Source organism: Sphingobium sp. GW456-12-10-14-TSB1, assembly GCF_059424385.1.
On record NZ_JBWKZI010000001.1, the window covers coordinates 2,153,504 to 2,167,603 of the forward strand.

18 protein-coding genes are annotated in these 14,100 nt (G+C 64.1%); 7 read left to right on the forward strand and 11 right to left on the reverse strand.

The annotated features are described in order from the left end of the window. Positions 1-42: 42 nt before the first annotated feature. Positions 43-663 carry a 5'-methylthioadenosine/S-adenosylhomocysteine nucleosidase gene (locus AC07X9_RS10505; RefSeq protein WP_017182850.1) on the forward strand — a complete coding sequence of 207 codons (621 nt, stop codon included), beginning with the start codon at positions 43-45 and terminating at the stop codon, positions 661-663. Between the two features lie 17 nt (positions 664-680). On the opposite strand, the gene AC07X9_RS10510 is transcribed toward AC07X9_RS10505, so the two are convergent. From AC07X9_RS10510 to petA, 4 genes are all read right to left on the reverse strand, one after another. Continuing rightward, positions 681-1,214, reverse strand: a complete 534-nt coding sequence (locus tag AC07X9_RS10510) for an adenine phosphoribosyltransferase (RefSeq protein WP_017182851.1) — start codon at positions 1,212-1,214, stop codon at positions 681-683. Between the two features lie 78 nt (positions 1,215-1,292). Then, positions 1,293-2,144: a cytochrome c1 gene (locus AC07X9_RS10515; RefSeq protein ID WP_017182852.1), complete on the reverse strand. Its 852-nt coding sequence runs from the start codon at positions 2,142-2,144 to the stop codon at positions 1,293-1,295. A gap of 15 nt (positions 2,145-2,159) precedes the next feature. Continuing rightward, the gene (locus tag AC07X9_RS10520; protein ID WP_017182853.1) at positions 2,160-3,452 is read right to left on the reverse strand and encodes a cytochrome b; all 1,293 of its coding nucleotides are present in this window, start codon (positions 3,450-3,452) and stop codon (positions 2,160-2,162) included. 11 nt (positions 3,453-3,463) lie between these two features. Then, positions 3,464-4,030: a ubiquinol-cytochrome c reductase iron-sulfur subunit gene (gene petA, locus AC07X9_RS10525; RefSeq protein WP_017182854.1), complete on the reverse strand. Its 567-nt coding sequence runs from the start codon at positions 4,028-4,030 to the stop codon at positions 3,464-3,466. Positions 4,031-4,226: 196 nt separating this feature from the next. On the opposite strand from petA, the gene AC07X9_RS10530 reads away from it, so the two are divergent. Genes AC07X9_RS10530 through AC07X9_RS10540 form a run of 3 tightly spaced genes read left to right on the forward strand, consistent with a single transcriptional unit; the run spans position 4,227 to position 6,202 of the window. Continuing rightward, positions 4,227-4,697 (forward strand): tRNA (cytidine(34)-2'-O)-methyltransferase, encoded by a 471-nt coding sequence (locus AC07X9_RS10530; RefSeq protein ID WP_017182855.1) that lies wholly within the window; start codon positions 4,227-4,229, stop codon positions 4,695-4,697. After that, positions 4,694-5,596: an oxygen-dependent coproporphyrinogen oxidase gene (hemF, locus tag AC07X9_RS10535; RefSeq protein WP_051034299.1), complete on the forward strand. Its 903-nt coding sequence runs from the start codon at positions 4,694-4,696 to the stop codon at positions 5,594-5,596. Before AC07X9_RS10530 ends, hemF begins: the two co-directional genes overlap by 4 nt. Positions 5,597-5,602: 6 nt before the next feature. Continuing rightward, positions 5,603-6,202 (forward strand): GNAT family N-acetyltransferase, encoded by a 600-nt coding sequence (locus AC07X9_RS10540; protein WP_017182857.1) that lies wholly within the window; start codon positions 5,603-5,605, stop codon positions 6,200-6,202. Here the strand turns inward: AC07X9_RS10540 and AC07X9_RS10545 are convergent. Continuing rightward, positions 6,184-6,978, reverse strand: a complete 795-nt coding sequence (locus AC07X9_RS10545) for a DUF7847 domain-containing protein (RefSeq protein WP_017182858.1) — start codon at positions 6,976-6,978, stop codon at positions 6,184-6,186. The two genes, AC07X9_RS10540 and AC07X9_RS10545, sit on opposite strands and share 19 nt — an antisense overlap. A gap of 80 nt (positions 6,979-7,058) precedes the next feature. On the opposite strand from AC07X9_RS10545, the gene lipB reads away from it, so the two are divergent. The 3 genes from lipB to AC07X9_RS10560 all read left to right on the forward strand — a co-directional run bounded on the left by lipB (position 7,059) and on the right by AC07X9_RS10560 (position 8,851). Next, positions 7,059-7,754 (forward strand): lipoyl(octanoyl) transferase LipB, encoded by a 696-nt coding sequence (gene lipB, locus AC07X9_RS10550; protein WP_017182859.1) that lies wholly within the window; start codon positions 7,059-7,061, stop codon positions 7,752-7,754. Positions 7,755-7,802: 48 nt separating this feature from the next. Next, on the forward strand, positions 7,803-8,081 hold the full coding sequence (locus tag AC07X9_RS10555; RefSeq protein ID WP_026002334.1) for a hypothetical protein: 279 nt from the start codon (positions 7,803-7,805) through the stop codon (positions 8,079-8,081). 74 nt (positions 8,082-8,155) lie between these two features. Next, positions 8,156-8,851 (forward strand): hypothetical protein, encoded by a 696-nt coding sequence (locus tag AC07X9_RS10560; RefSeq protein ID WP_017182861.1) that lies wholly within the window; start codon positions 8,156-8,158, stop codon positions 8,849-8,851. 6 nt (positions 8,852-8,857) lie between these two features. Here the strand turns inward: AC07X9_RS10560 and queE are convergent, their stop codons facing one another. The 6 genes from queE to AC07X9_RS10590 all read right to left on the reverse strand — a co-directional run bounded on the left by queE (position 8,858) and on the right by AC07X9_RS10590 (position 14,035). After that, positions 8,858-9,505, reverse strand: coding sequence for a 7-carboxy-7-deazaguanine synthase (gene queE, locus AC07X9_RS10565; protein ID WP_017182862.1), 648 nt, complete (start codon positions 9,503-9,505; stop codon positions 8,858-8,860). A 13-nt stretch (positions 9,506-9,518) separates the two neighbouring features. Further along, a complete protein-coding gene (queC, locus tag AC07X9_RS10570; RefSeq protein ID WP_017182863.1) occupies positions 9,519-10,211 on the reverse strand; it encodes a 7-cyano-7-deazaguanine synthase QueC in 693 nt (230 codons plus the stop codon). A gap of 55 nt (positions 10,212-10,266) precedes the next feature. Beyond that, positions 10,267-10,680 carry a DUF3617 domain-containing protein gene (locus AC07X9_RS10575; RefSeq protein WP_017182864.1) on the reverse strand — a complete coding sequence of 138 codons (414 nt, stop codon included), beginning with the start codon at positions 10,678-10,680 and terminating at the stop codon, positions 10,267-10,269. 144 nt (positions 10,681-10,824) lie between these two features. Continuing rightward, positions 10,825-11,784: an Hsp33 family molecular chaperone HslO gene (gene hslO / locus AC07X9_RS10580; RefSeq protein WP_086485762.1), complete on the reverse strand. Its 960-nt coding sequence runs from the start codon at positions 11,782-11,784 to the stop codon at positions 10,825-10,827. Positions 11,785-11,805: 21 nt separating this feature from the next. After that, the gene (argF, locus tag AC07X9_RS10585) at positions 11,806-12,732 is read right to left on the reverse strand and encodes an ornithine carbamoyltransferase (RefSeq protein ID WP_017182866.1); all 927 of its coding nucleotides are present in this window, start codon (positions 12,730-12,732) and stop codon (positions 11,806-11,808) included. 106 nt (positions 12,733-12,838) lie between these two features. After that, on the reverse strand, positions 12,839-14,035 hold the full coding sequence (locus AC07X9_RS10590; RefSeq protein WP_017182867.1) for an aspartate aminotransferase family protein: 1,197 nt from the start codon (positions 14,033-14,035) through the stop codon (positions 12,839-12,841). Positions 14,036-14,100 lie beyond the last annotated feature (65 nt).

Consider the following 14,100-nt stretch of genomic DNA (forward strand, 5'->3'; position numbering starts at 1 on the left):
TCAGGTGGCGGGCTTTCTCTTTTGCCACAGGCGGAGGATGATATGATCCCGGTTTGCGAGACGATTTCGGGGCAACGCCTGCTGTTCGTGATGGCGGCCGACGCGGAATATGGGCCGCAACTGCGCGCCCGATTCGCGCCGCTGATGACCGGGGTTGGCCCGATCGAGGCGGCATTGGCGACCGGCATTGCCCTGCACGACATGGCGCGCGCAAACGCCCTGCCCGATCTGGTCGTCTGCCTGGGATCGGCCGGATCGCGGATCTGCGAGCTGGGCGAAGTGGTGCAGGTGGCCAGCGTATCGTGGCGCGACATGGATGCGTCGCGACTAGGGTTCGTGAAGGGGGTGACGCCGTTCGCGGATCATCCGGTCGATCTGCCGCTGGTCACGCCCCTCGCTTTGCCGAGCGCGCGACTGTCGACCGGCGCCAATATCGTGGGCGGCGATGACTATGCGGCGATCGACGCCGACATGGTGGACATGGAGACATTTGCAGTAGCACGCGCCTGCGCCCGTTATAGCGTTCCGCTGATGGGGCTGCGCGGCATTTCTGACGGGCCGGGCGAACTGGCCCATATCCATGGCTGGACGGCGTTGCTGGGCCTGCTGGACGAGCGGTTGGCGCTGGCGGTGGACGGGTTGGCGGCCGCGCTGGCAAAATAGCGACGTGCCGGGGTCGGCTACTCGCCCGCAAACGCCATGATGGCCCGCGCGGCGACGCCTTCGGCGGCGAGCGCCGCCATGCCGCCGAGATCGGGCAGGTCGATCGCGAACAGGGCCATGAGCACGCTTGCCCCCTGTTCGCGCAGCAACTGCGCCGCAGCCACAGCCGTACCGCCAGTGGCGATCAGATCATCGACCAGCAACACGCGCGCGCCCTTGGGCACCTGGCCTTCATGCAGTTCCAGCCGGTCGGTGCCATATTCCAGAACATAATCGATGCCCACGGTCTTGCCGGGGAGCTTGCCCTTCTTGCGCACCGGCACGAAGCCCTTGCCGAGCGTGAACGCCAGCGCCGCGCCGAGGATGAAGCCCCGCGCCTCGATACCCACGATCAGGTCCGGGTCCAGCGGACGGGCAATGTCGGCCAGTCGCGCGGTCAGGTCGCGCAGCCCTTCCCCATCAGCCAGCAGCGTCGTGATGTCGCGAAACTGGATGCCCGGCTTGGGAAAGTCGGGAATGGTGCGGATGAGGTCAGTCAGGTCGCTCGTCATCGCGCCCCTATAGAGAAAGGGCGCGGCTTCCTCAAGAAACCGCGCCCTTTGCTATGCTTGTCCTGTCGGACCGGACGGTCAGGCCGCCTTCTTCTTGTCCGCCCAGATATTCTGATAGGACATATAAGCCAGGCCCGTCGCGATCAGCAGGAAGATCAGCGTCGCCAGACCCGCGCGCCGACGGTTTTCCAGCTTGGGTTCGGCGGTCCAGGTCAGGAAGGCCGAGACGTCCTGCGCCATCTGGTCGACGGTCGGCTTGGGCTGGCCCGGACCATAGGTCACCTGGCCATCAGCCGTCAGCGGCGGCGCCATGGCAAGGTTGAGGTTCGGGAAATAGGGGTTGTAGTGCAGCCCTTCCGGCGTCTTGGCATCCGGGAACTCCTTGAGCAGTTCAGCCGGCTGCGCCTGGAAGCCCGTCAGCAGCGAATAGACATAGGCGCTGCCATGGTGGCGGGCCTTGGTCATCAGCGACAGGTCTGGCGGGATCGCATTGTTGTTCGCCGCCGCCGCCGCGACATTGTTCGCGAAAGGCAGGGGGAAATGATCCGCGGGCACAGGATCACGGCTCGACGCCTCACCAGTAGCCGGGTCGACCGACGGGGTCTTGATCGCCCACTGCTTGGCGATCGCCTTCACTTCGGCTTCGTTATAGCCGAGCGCCTGAAGATCGCGGAAAGCGACGAATTTCAGGCTGTGGCAAGCCGAGCAGACTTCCTTGAACACCTGGAAGCCGCGTTGCAGCTGCGCCTGATCATATTTGCCAAGCGGCCCGTCAAACGAGAAGGACACATGCTTTACCGGCTTGTGGAATTCATGCTCCACGGTCGGCTGCGGCGGTTCGGAGACATAAGCCACCGCACCAACCAGGAAGGAGATGAACAGCCAGCCTGCAAAGAAGAGGCCGACGAGGAATGCGCCAATGCGAACCATGGTCTTATCTACCCCTTATTCGGCCGGAACCGCGACGGTTTCGCCGTCGGTCTTGCCATATTTGGCCAGCACAGCCTCGGTAATCGAGCCGGGCAGCGGGAGCGGCTTTTCAAAACGCGAGATCAGCGGAAGGATGATCAGGAAGTGGGCGAAATAATAGGCACCCGCCAACTGGCTCATCATGACATAGGGTTCTTCGGCCGGCGCGCCGCCCAACCAGCCCAGGATCAGCACGTCGAGGCACAGGATCCAGAAAAACTTGTTGAAGGTCGGCCGATACTTGCCCGACCGCACCGGCGAGGTGTCGAGCCAGGGCAGGAAGAAGAGCAGCAGGATCGACGCGAACATCGCCAGCACGCCGAGCAGCTTTGCGGGCACGAAGAAGAAGTCCACGGTGAACGCGCGCAGGATGGCGTAGAAGGGCCAGAAATACCATTCCGGCACGATGTGCGCGGGGGTCGAGAGCGGGTTCGCCTCGATATAGTTATCCGGGTGGCCCAGGAAGTTGGGGGCGAAGAACAGCAGCGCGCAGAAGGCGATGAGAAACACGCCCGCGCCGAAGCCATCCTTTGCGGTATAATAGGGGTGGAACGGCACAGTGTCCTGTGGCCCCTTCACTTCCACGCCGGTCGGGTTCGAGGAACCGGGAATATGCAGCGCCCAGATGTGCAGGATGATGACACCGGCAATCACGAAGGGCAGCAGGAAGTGGAGCGAGAAGAAGCGGTTGAGCGAAGCGTTACCAGGGGCAAAGCCGCCCAGCAGCCAGGTCTGGATCGGTTCGCCCACGACCGGGATCGCGCCGAACAGGCCGGTGATCACCTTTGCGCCCCAGTAGGACATCTGGCCCCAAGGGAGGACGTAGCCCATGAACGCGGTCGCCATCATCAGCAGGAAGATGACGAGGCCGAGCAGCCACACCATTTCGCGCGGCGCCTTGTAGGAACCGAAATAGAGGCCGCGGAAAATGTGGAGATAGACGACGATGAAGAAGAAGCTTGCCCCGTTGGCGTGGGCATAGCGCATCAGCCAGCCCGCGTTCACGTCACGCATCGTCTGTTCGACGGTGCTGAACGCGACGAGATCATTGGCGCCGTAATGCATCGCCATGATCACGCCGGTGACGATCTGGATCACCAGCGCAAGACCGGCGAGAACACCGAAGTTCCAGAAATAGTTGAGGTTGCGCGGCACGGGATAGCCCGCGCCAACGGCGTTATAGGCGAGACGCGGAAGCGGCAGCTTCTCGTCGATCCACACCATGACCGGATTTTTCGGCGTATATTGCTCAGCCCAGGGAAAGCTCATCGTTTCTTACCTCAGCCTACGAGAATGGCGGTGTCGGAAGTGAAGGCGAACTTCGGCACTTCCAGGTTCTTGGGCGCGGGGCCTTTGCGGATGCGCGCGGCGGTATCGTAGGACGAACCATGGCATGGGCAGAAATAGCCGCCATATTCACCCCGATTTTCACCTTCGCCCGCGCCCAGCGGCACGCAGCCCAGATGGGTGCAGACACCCATGGTCACCAGCCACTGCTTCTTGCCATCCACGGTGCGCTCTTCCAGCGTCTGCGGATCGCGCAGCGTGGAAGGGTCCACCTTGTCGGCTTCGGCGATTTCCTTTTCCGTCAGCTGGCGCACGAAAAGCGGCTGGCTGCGGAAGGTGGTCTTGATCGCCTGACCCGGCTGGATGGCCGAAAGATCAACTTCGGTCGATGCAAGCGCCAGCACGTCGGCGCTGGGGTTCATCTGGTCGATCAACGGCAGGACGACGGCAACAGCGCCGACCCCCGCGAAACTCACCGCAGCGATGTTGATGAAATCGCGACGACGCACCCCATCATCGCCGGATAGACCCGTGCTGTCTGTATGTTCAACGATCGCCATGCACCTTAACCCTTGCAAGAACGTCCCTGATCCCGCCGGAGCGCCGTTTCCGGCGCCTTTATGTCAAGGAATTCGGATGGCCATGCGAAACGGCCCCGCCTTCCCCCCGGCGTGGTTCGCGGGCCTGATAACCTCAGTGCGCGCTCTTTGCCAACAGCAAAGTCACTGACCCTATGACAATTTGCCCCGCTGCATTATGGCGCGGGTCATGCGTATAGCCCTTTATCAACCCGAAATAGCGGGCAATGTCGGCGCGATCCTGCGCCTGGCCGCCTGTTTTGCCGTGCCGGTGGATATCATCATGCCAACCGGATTCGCCTTTTCCGACGCGCGCCTGAAGCGCGCGGCCATGGACTATGGCGCGTCGGCCGATGTCACCCGCCACGCCAATTTCGCGGCCTTCGACGCCGAACGCCGCGCGCAGGGCCGCCGCCTGCTGCTGATGAGCGCCCATGCGTCGGAGCGGTTGCCCGACGTTGCCTTCCACGCCAACGATGTGTTGCTGATGGGATCGGAAAGCGCCGGCGTACCGGAGGCGGTACGCGACATGGCCGACATCCGCATCCGCATTCCGATGGCGGCGGGGTTTCGATCCTTGAACATCGCCGTTTCCACGGGCATCGCCGTCGCCGAAGCCCTGCGCCAGACCGGAAAGTTCCCGCAATGACCCCTGCCCCGATAACCCCAGCCCCCGTGCCTACCGTCCCCTTCGCCCTCGATTCCCGGCAGCAGGCCGCGCGCGCCTGGTTCGAATCGCTGCGCGACCGAATCTGCGCCGCGTTCGAGGCGATCGAGCGGGAGGCCGGCAGCGAGGCCCGCTTTGCCTACACCCATTGGGACCGCGAAGCCGAAGGGCAGGCGCCCGGCGAAGGCGGCGGCGGCGTGCGCGGGGTGATGAAGGGCAAGATTTTCGAGAAGGTCGGCGTCAACGTCTCCACCGTCGGCGGGGAGTTCGCCCCCGGATTCGCGCAGACGATCCATGGCGCGACCGAAAACCCCGCTTTCTTCGCCACCGGCATCAGCCTGGTCGCGCATATGGCCAATCCCCACGTTCCTGCCGTGCATATGAACACGCGCTATCTGGTGACGACCAAAAGCTGGTTCGGCGGCGGCGCGGACCTGAACCCGCCCTTGCCGCGCGAGGAGGATACGGCCCATTTTCACGATGTGCTGAAGCGCGCCTGCGATGCGCATGACGGGGACTATTATCCCCGCTTCAAGGCGTGGGCCGACGAGTATTTCTACATTCCCCATCGCGGCGTGCATCGCGGGGTCGGCGGGATTTTCTACGATCATCTGGAATGTGCCGACGATGCCGGGTTCGACGCCAACTTCGCCTTTACCCGTGCGGTGGGCGAGGCTTTTCTGGAGGCGTATCCGCCGATCGTAAGGCGGCGCATGGGCGACGAATGGAGCGAGGCGGACTATGCCCAAATGCTGGAATGGCGCGGCCGCTATGCCGAATTCAATCTGGTGCATGACAGGGGGACGCTGTTCGGCCTCAAGACCGGGGGCAATATCGAGGCGATCCTGATGAGCCTGCCGCCCATGGCCAGCTGGAGCTAAGGCGCGATGGGGTCGATCCCGGTCGAGCCGGGGATGGTGGCGGCGGTCGTCACTCATCTGGAAATGCGGGCGCGCCCCCGCCCCGCGCCGATTCCACCCGCCCCGCTGCAACTGGTGCGATGGAAGGCGCCGAAGATCGATACCTATCGCGCCCTGTTTCGCCGGGTGGGCGAACCATGGCTGTGGTTTTCACGGCTGGTGATGAGCGACGAATCGCTCGCCGCGATCATCCATGATCCGATGGTCGAGATTTACGCCGTTGCTGATCCACGCGGGATCGAGGTCGGATTGCTGGAGCTGGACTTCCGCGCGATGCCCGATTGCGAACTGACCTTTTTCGGGCTGGTGCCGCAACTGAACGGCAAGGGCCATGGCAAATGGCTGATGGCGCAGGCCAAGGCGCTGGCATGGCGCAAGGGGGTGGAGCGATTCTGGGTCCACACCTGCACGCTAGATAGTCCCGCAGCGCTGGGATTCTATATCAAGGCCGGGTTCGTCCCGACCAGGCGCGAGATCGAGACATTCGCCGACCCGCGCCTCGCCGGTATTTTACCGCGCGACTGTGCGCCGCATGTGCCGTTGCTGGATCAGTCCGCCAACGCCTGACGATAGAGGCGGGCGATCATGACCAGCATATAGACCTGGATGGCTGTCGAAATGGCAGCGCCAGCGACTCCGCCGATCAGCCGCGCGGCTTCCGCGCCGCCGATGAGGCCGCCGATCAGACCGAAGATCGCCTGCGCCGCCGTGCTGGCGATCGCCGACACAATCAGGGTGATGAGAATGAAGGCCAGCAGCCGCCAGAAATGACCGCGCGTGAGCGACCATGACTGACGCAGCGAGGGCATGACGCCAGCGCTGCCGTCAATCACGACCGGATTGAGCAGCATCAGCCGGATACTGGCGAAGAGCGCCAGCCCGACCAGCCCGAATCCCAACAGAACCCCGCCGCCCGCTGCCAGCGGCTTCGACACCAGCGACAGCAGGATCATGACGGTAACCAGCACCATCGCAGCCGCCATCAGCGCCCCGATCACCACCAGGGCCGTACCGATCAATACGGGCAGGCGATTGAGGCCCAGGCGCAGCGCTTCGCCGACGCTGATGCCGGGACGCAGGGCCAGCGCGAACAGGGTGAGCGATCCGAACCAGACCAGAAGGACCGCCACTATCAGTCCCAGCCAGTAGCTGAGGGGAACCGCAGGCATGGTCGATGCGGTGGGCGAAAGCGACCAGGCGGCGAGTTCCGGCGGGGTCATTTCCTGCAGGATCAGGCCCGGCAGCGCCACGAACAGCAGCGCGACGGGGAAAAGCAGCGTGGCTTCGCGCGCGACGAAGGCCACGGCCTCCTCCCATGCCTTGCCAATGGACATCGTTGCCATATCTTGAACTGCCTGCCTGATCGCTGCGTAAAACCGGGTCGAGACTTGATCGCTCGCCCGGCCCAAGTCAAGGAAGGGTCATGAGCCAAATTTTGCCCTTTCCCCCTGACGTCGAATGGCGCGTGGACAGATCGCCTGTCGCTTACCCGCAAGCGCTGGCGGACATGGAGGCGCGCGCCGCCGCGATCCATGCGGGCGAAGCGGACGAGCGGGTCTGGCTGATCGAGCATCCGCCGCTCTACACCGCCGGGACGAGCGCCGATCCGGCGGAACTGATCGACCCGCGCTTTCCGGTCCATGATGCCGGGCGCGGCGGGCGTTATACTTATCATGGGCCGGGGCAGCGGATCGGCTATCTCAATATCGACCTTGGCAAACGCGGCAAGGATGTCCGCAATTTCGTCCATCACCTCGAAGGCTGGATGATCGCGGCATTGGGCGATCTGGGCATTGCCGCGCGGCGAGCGGAAGGGCGGATCGGCATCTGGACCGACGACCGCGACGGGCGGGAAGCGAAGATCGGCGCGCTGGGCATTCGGGTGCGGCGCTGGGTGACGCTCCACGGCTTTTCGATCAATGTCGATCCAGACCTGACCCATTTTACCGGCATCGTGCCATGCGGGATCAGCGAATATCCCGTCACCAGCATCGCAGCATTGGGCGGCAGCGCCTCCATGGCCGCGCTGGACGATGCTTTACGGGCGCATTTCCCTGCTTTTCTCAATCGCTTGGGCCGATGCGGCACGGGGGTTGAGCAATGCGGAACGGGCCGCTAGGGTCTGGCCTTTCGCCGGGCGAGGCTGCCGGGCCTGAAGGAGACCTGGATGCGCCGTAACGCAATGACCGTAGCTTTCGCCATGCTGTTTGCGCTTGCCGCGTGTGGCAGTGCCGACAAGGGCGGCAACAAGGTCGAGATGAAGGATATGGAAGTGGTGGACGGCACTGCGACCGATGCCATGACCGATCTGGACGGGGTGCAGAGCGAAGGCACGGCGGTCGCGATGCCGAATAGCAATGCAGCCGACAATGCGGCGGCCGCTCGTCCCAAGCCAGCCGAGCAAAAGGCGCAGGCCGAAGATGCGGAGGTTCTGGCCGATCAGTGACGGTTCAGCCCTGATATAGTTTGTCGAGAGAATAGGTGGGGGATGCAGGACGTCCCTTTGGAGAATATCGTTTCATGAGCTTCCGTTCCTCGTTGCGCCCTATCCTTGCGGGTTTCGTGCTGGCCGCCGCGCCGATGATGGCGCAGCCCGCCGCCGCGCAGTTTTTCTGGTCGCCGCCCGACCTGTCGGCCCCGCCGCTGACCGATGCGGCCGCCGCGACCGCGATGGGCCTGCCCGGCGCGACGGCGGCGGAGATCAAGGCCGGGCTGGTGTGGAACCTGCGCGCGGCGCTCAATATCGCCGCATTGCAATGCCAGTTCGAACCGACGCTCCTGGCGATCAGCAACTATAACGCGATGATCGCCCATCACGACGCGGAACTCGATTCGGCGCAGTCCGTGCTATTGGGCTATTTCCAGCGGACCGTGGGCAAGGGACGGCCCGGACAGGCCGCGTCCGACCAATATGGCACGCGCATCTATTCGGGCTATTCGACCGTGCAGGCGCAAAAGGGCTTTTGCCAGGCGGCCACTGTGGTCGGGCGGCAGGCGATCTTCGCCGATCGCGGCACTCTGCATGAAGTGGCGCGCAATGGGCTGGCCTCGATCAAGAAGTCGCTCGTGGTCGCGGGCGAGCAATATTATGGATCGCCCGGCTACGACTATAGGGTCGCCATGCCCTCCCTGGCCGCCAATTGCTGGAAGAAGGGCGTTTTGCAGCCCGAGTGCCAGCAGCAATGGAATGCGCAAAAGGGCGAGGCGCAGCCCTGACCGGCGTTACCGCAGGCCCAGATATTTATGGGCCTGCACCGTCAGCCGCCAGCGTGGGCGATCCATGACCAGCGCGATCGCAGCGCGGGCATTATCCTGTGCATGAGGATCATCGAGCGGCTGAAGCAGATGATGGGCGAAGGCCCATTGCTCCATCGCCGCCACATCGGCAATGCTGTGTCCGCCACCGGGCTGGGGCCAGACCAGCTTCAATTCATGGCCTTCGCGCTGAACGACATCGCTGCCAGCCTTGGGACTGATACAAATCCAGTCGATGCCGGGATGGACGGCCAGCGTGCCGTTGCTTTCGATCGCGATGGTGAAGCCGCGGGCGTGGAGCGCGTCAACCAGCGCATCATCGACCTGCAACATCGGCTCGCCGCCGGTCAGGACGATGTAGCGGCCAGCATCGCCCGCGCACCAGAAAGCCAGGGCTGCATCGGCCAGCGCATCGGCATCGGCGAATTTGCCGCCGCCATCGCCGTCGGTCCCGACGAAATCGGTGTCGCAAAATCGGCAGATCGCCTGCGCGCGATCCTGTTCGCGCCCGCTCCACAGGTTGCAGCCGGCAAAGCGCAGGAATACCGCGCGCCGCCCGGCCTGCACCCCTTCCCCCTGCAGGGTCAGGAACATTTCCTTGACGGCATAGCTCATCGTCCGCCGCCGTTCAGGGCCGGGCGGCGTAGATGGTGGGATCGGGCAGGCCAGCTTCCTCAAACCCCTTGGACCGCAGACGGCAACTGTCGCACAGGCCGCAATGCTTGCCGTCCGGGGTGGGATCATAGCAGGACCAGCTGACCCCGGCATCCAGCCCCAGACGATGCGCTTCACGCACGATGTCCGCCTTGCTCATATGTTGCAGCGGCGCGTTGATGCGAATCGGATGGCCCTCCACCCCCGCCTTGGTCGCGAGGGCCGCCATGGTCTGGAAGGCGTCGATAAATTCGGGGCGGCAATCGGGATAGCCCGAATAGTCGAGCGCGTTAACGCCGATGAAAATGTCGCTGGCCCCGGCCACTTCGGCCAGCCCCAGCGTCAGCGACAGGAAGATGGTGTTGCGGGCGGGCACATAGGTGACGGGAATATCGTCACCCACCCCGCCCTTTGGCACAGCGATGTCGGCCGTCAGTGCCGACCCGCCAAACGCCGTCAGATCGAGCGGGAGGACGATGTGGCGCATGGCGTTGAGCGCCTGCGCCACTCGTCCGGCCGCGCGCAGTTCGACGCGATGGCGCTGGTTATAGTCGATCGACAGGGCCAGCAGATGATAGCCGGCTTCCCGCGCCAGGCCGCCCGCGACCATCGAATCAAGGCCGCCCGACAGCAGGACGACGGCGAATTTTCGTTCATTGGAACCCATGGCCCCGCGCTACCGCCCGTGACGCGCCAGTGCAAGCGGCGCAATCATGGTCCGATTACTGGCAGTCGCCGATGCGCCGGGCTTCCATTGCAAAGGCGAAGGGGGCGCCATCGGCAATCCCCTGCGAATTGATCTGGACCAGCCGGGGCGTTTCGACGCGCAGGTCGGTGCGGCCATTGCCCGCAGCGGCGCAATCATAGGTGATGGTCGCCATGGTCGGGGCGTCGCTGACCACGAAGCTGCGGCACAGCGTGCGGCCATGGCGGACCTGAAGCAACTGGCGCAGATCAGTGATGCACAGCTTGCGGGTCTGGCCGTCTTCGCTGCCCTCCCCGCGTTCGTGCAATTCCCATTGGCCAGGCTGCAACGGACGCAGCGCCGCGAGCGACGGGCCCTGGGCAGCTCCGGCCCAACTCCCCGTCATCATCGCCGCCGCGACGGCCAGCGTCCGCAGTCCGTTCCTTGCCATGATATTACCTATGTCCCGCCATGGATTACGCGCCCGATGGGCCGCAATCCGCCTACCCGACAGATGAAGCCCAATTGCGGCATTTTGATAGCGCGCGCGGGCAAGTTTGCCCAAATTACAAATGTCGTTAGCGTAACGATCCGCTCAATGCGCCGTAAAACTGTCGAGCGCGAGCGGGAAAATGCGCGAGCAAAAAGCGCAATCGACCCCGATAATGCCATCGCTGCCCGCCATTTCGACCCGCTCTTCCGCCGGAAAGCGGCCGATCACGTCACGGATATGGGCGATGTCGCAGCGGCAGCCCTTGGCCAGCGGCGACGGCTCCATGACCCGTACTTCGGGCTCCTCATGGAACAGGCGCCAGACGATGTCGGTCAGCGGCAGCGTCTCGTCGGTCAGTTCCGCCTGGCCCAATGTGATGCCCAATGCCTGGACATGCTCCCATTCCGGGTGATCGTGACGGACATGCAGCCGTTCCCGCCCCACTTCGCCTTCCGGCAGATGCTGGATCAGCATGCCCCCGGCGATGCAGCCCTGCCCCGCGTCATGGCGGGTGCCCATGCGAATGATGCTGGGGATCTGTTCGGACTGGAAGAAATATTGTTCCGCCGCATCGGCCAGCGTTTCGCCGTCAAGCGGCACGATGCCCTGATAGCGTTCGCCGGTGAGCGACTGGTCGAACGTGATGGCGAGATAGCCCTTGCCGAACAGGCCGAACAGCGTCGGGTCCGGGCCAAGCTCGGCCAGCCGGTCAGCGTCGAACTTGGCATAGCCGCGCAGTTCGCCATTCTTATAGTCAGCGACCAGCAGCCGGACGACGCCGGTTTCGGTCTGCGCCTGTAGCGTCAGCTGCCCGCCCGCCTGCTTGAGCGTGCTGCCCAGCAACGCGGCAAGCACCAGCGCCGACGCCAGCAGCCGCTCGATCGGCGGGGGATAGGCGTGGGCGGCCAGAACCTGATCCAGCACCGGCCCCAGCCGCACGATTCGCCCGCGCGCATGACGCGACGGAATGGTGAAGCCGATGGCATGGTCGATATGAGGAGGCAGAATGACGATTCCTTGTGATCCGCCCGACCCCGGTTGCGGGATCGGGCGGCAATGCATTCACCCGAATATAGGGCGGCTCTAGAGCTTTCCAAGCGCCCAGAGCAGGACCGACTTCTGGCCATGGATGCGGTTTTCCGCTTCGTCCCAGATCAGCGACTGGGGGCCGTCGATCACGTCTGCGACGACTTCCTCGCCGCGATGGGCGGGCAGGCAGTGGAGGAAGCGGGCCTGCGGCTTCGCCCCTGCCATCAGCGCGGGTGTGACCTGATAGGGCATCATCGCCGCCAGCTTTTCTTCCGCATGGGACTGGCCCATCGAAATCCAGGTATCGGTCACGACCACGTCCGCGCCGGCCACCGCCGCCACGGGATCGCGGGTCAGGGTGATGCTGGCCCCCAGCGCCTGCGCCGCTGCCGCAAAAGCGGGATCGGGATCATAGCCCTGCGGCACGCCGATGCGGACGTCGAACTTCAGCAGGCCCGCCGCCTCGATAATCGAATGGAGGACGTTATTGCCGTCGCCCAGCCAGGCCCACTGGCCGCCCGGAAGCGCCAGCCCATGTTCCACCACGGTCAGCAGGTCCGCTACGATCTGGCACGGATGCGACAGGTCGGTCAGGCCGTTAATGACCGGGACGGTGGCGTAATGGGCCATTTCCTCGATCTTGGCATGATCATCGGTGCGGATCATGATCGCGTCGCACATGCGGCTGAGCACGCGGGCGGTGTCCGCCACCGTCTCGCCGCGGCCGAGCTGGCTGGTCGCGCCGTCGAGGATCAGCGATGTGCCGCCCAGCTGGCGGATCGCCATGTCGAACGACACGCGCGTGCGGGTCGAGTTTTTTTCGAAGATCATCGCCAGCGTGTGGCCCGCCAGCGGCGCGTCAGCATCGGCGCGGCCCTTGGGCCAGCTGGCCCGCGCGGCCTTGCGGTCGATGGCATCGGCAATCATCGCGGCAATGGCATCGCCGCCTGCGTCGGACAGGTTCAGAAAATGTCTGGTCATTGGTAACAACCCCCTCGACCGTTCGGGCTGAGCGAAGTCGAAGCCGCTTCCTTTCTTGCGGAAGAAAGACGACGCTTCGACAGGCTCAGCGCGAACGAAGGTAAAATCAGGCCGCCTGGGCCTCCGCATAGCTGCGCGCGCCCGCGGACAGCTTTTCGACACATTCGGCGATATGGCTTTCGTCAATCACCAGCGGCGGCAGGATTCGGACGACATTCTGCCCCGCCGACACGGTCAGCAGACCATGATTGTCGCGCAGATGGGCGACAAAGCCGCGCGCTTCGACACTGTCGTTGAGCTTCACGCCCAGCATCAGCCCCATGCCGCGCACGTCTTGGAACAGGCCGTCATGATTGGGGATCAACTGTTCCAGCGCAGCGCGCAGGCGCGCGCCGATCGCTTTCACATGATCCATGAAACCGTCGGCCATGACCTCTTCCAGCACGGCCAGACCCGCCGCCATGGCGAGGGGATTGCCGCCATAGGTGGTGCCATGGGTGCCAAATACCATGCCTTTGGCGGCTTCCTCCGTCGCCAGGCAGGCGCCCAGCGGGAAGCCTGCGCCGATGCCCTTGGCCACCGACATGATGTCGGGCGTAATGCCATATTGTTCATGCGCGAAGAAGGTGCCGGTCCGGGCATAGCCGCACTGGACCTCATCCAGGATGAGCAGCAGGCCATGTTCGTCACATGCCTTGCGCAGGCCGGTCAGGAACTCATGCGTCGCTGGCGTCACGCCGCCTTCGCCCTGCACCGGCTCCAGCAGGAAACCGGCGGTATTGTCGTCGATCTGCGCCAGCGCGGCCTCCAGATCGTTGAACGGCACCACGGCAAAGCCGGGCAGCAACGGTTCGAACCCGTCGCGCATCTTGGGCTGGCTGGTGGCCGAGATCGTCCCCAGCGTCCGCCCGTGAAACGCATTGTCGAAGCTGATGATCTTGTGCCGGTGCGCCTGGCCATTGACATAATGGTAGCGGCGCGCGGTCTTGATCGCGCATTCGACCGCTTCCGCACCCGAATTGGTGAAGAACACGGTATCGGCAAAGGTCGTATCGACCAGCTTCTGCGCGAATTTTTCCCCCAGCGGCATGCCATAGAGGTTGGACACATGCATCAGCGTCGCGGCCTGATCGGCAATGGCCTTCACCAGCCTGGGGTGGCCATGCCCCAGCAGGTTCACTGCAATGCCGCTGGCAAAGTCGAGATAGCGCTCACCGCGCTCACCGATCAGATAGCAACCTTCGCCTCGCACCGGACGAACATCGCACCGGGGGTAAACGGGCATGAGCGGCGTAATCGACATGAGCCTTCCCTTTCTGGGCTTGATGCGCGTCCTTGCACGAAGGACTGGTGGTACAACGCAAAAAG

Bases quoted from the DNA above. Each gene is read 5' to 3' on its own strand.
- AC07X9_RS10505 (WP_017182850.1), top strand. From the start codon at position 43: ATGATCCCGGTTTGCGAGACGATTTCGGGGCAACGCCTGCTGTTCGTG.
- AC07X9_RS10510 (WP_017182851.1), bottom strand. From the start codon at position 1,214: ATGACGAGCGACCTGACTGACCTCATCCGCACCATTCCCGACTTTCCC.
- AC07X9_RS10515 (WP_017182852.1), bottom strand. From the start codon at position 2,144: ATGGTTCGCATTGGCGCATTCCTCGTCGGCCTCTTCTTTGCAGGCTGG.
- AC07X9_RS10520 (WP_017182853.1), bottom strand. From the start codon at position 3,452: ATGAGCTTTCCCTGGGCTGAGCAATATACGCCGAAAAATCCGGTCATG.
- petA (WP_017182854.1), bottom strand. From the start codon at position 4,030: ATGGCGATCGTTGAACATACAGACAGCACGGGTCTATCCGGCGATGAT.
- AC07X9_RS10530 (WP_017182855.1), top strand. From the start codon at position 4,227: ATGGCGCGGGTCATGCGTATAGCCCTTTATCAACCCGAAATAGCGGGC.
- hemF (WP_051034299.1), top strand. From the start codon at position 4,694: ATGACCCCTGCCCCGATAACCCCAGCCCCCGTGCCTACCGTCCCCTTC.
- AC07X9_RS10540 (WP_017182857.1), top strand. From the start codon at position 5,603: ATGGGGTCGATCCCGGTCGAGCCGGGGATGGTGGCGGCGGTCGTCACT.
- AC07X9_RS10545 (WP_017182858.1), bottom strand. From the start codon at position 6,978: ATGGCAACGATGTCCATTGGCAAGGCATGGGAGGAGGCCGTGGCCTTC.
- lipB (WP_017182859.1), top strand. From the start codon at position 7,059: ATGAGCCAAATTTTGCCCTTTCCCCCTGACGTCGAATGGCGCGTGGAC.
- AC07X9_RS10555 (WP_026002334.1), top strand. From the start codon at position 7,803: ATGCGCCGTAACGCAATGACCGTAGCTTTCGCCATGCTGTTTGCGCTT.
- AC07X9_RS10560 (WP_017182861.1), top strand. From the start codon at position 8,156: ATGAGCTTCCGTTCCTCGTTGCGCCCTATCCTTGCGGGTTTCGTGCTG.
- queE (WP_017182862.1), bottom strand. From the start codon at position 9,505: ATGAGCTATGCCGTCAAGGAAATGTTCCTGACCCTGCAGGGGGAAGGG.
- queC (WP_017182863.1), bottom strand. From the start codon at position 10,211: ATGGGTTCCAATGAACGAAAATTCGCCGTCGTCCTGCTGTCGGGCGGC.
- AC07X9_RS10575 (WP_017182864.1), bottom strand. From the start codon at position 10,680: ATGGCAAGGAACGGACTGCGGACGCTGGCCGTCGCGGCGGCGATGATG.
- hslO (WP_086485762.1), bottom strand. From the start codon at position 11,784: ATGCATTGCCGCCCGATCCCGCAACCGGGGTCGGGCGGATCACAAGGA.
- argF (WP_017182866.1), bottom strand. From the start codon at position 12,732: ATGACCAGACATTTTCTGAACCTGTCCGACGCAGGCGGCGATGCCATT.
- AC07X9_RS10590 (WP_017182867.1), bottom strand. From the start codon at position 14,035: ATGTCGATTACGCCGCTCATGCCCGTTTACCCCCGGTGCGATGTTCGT.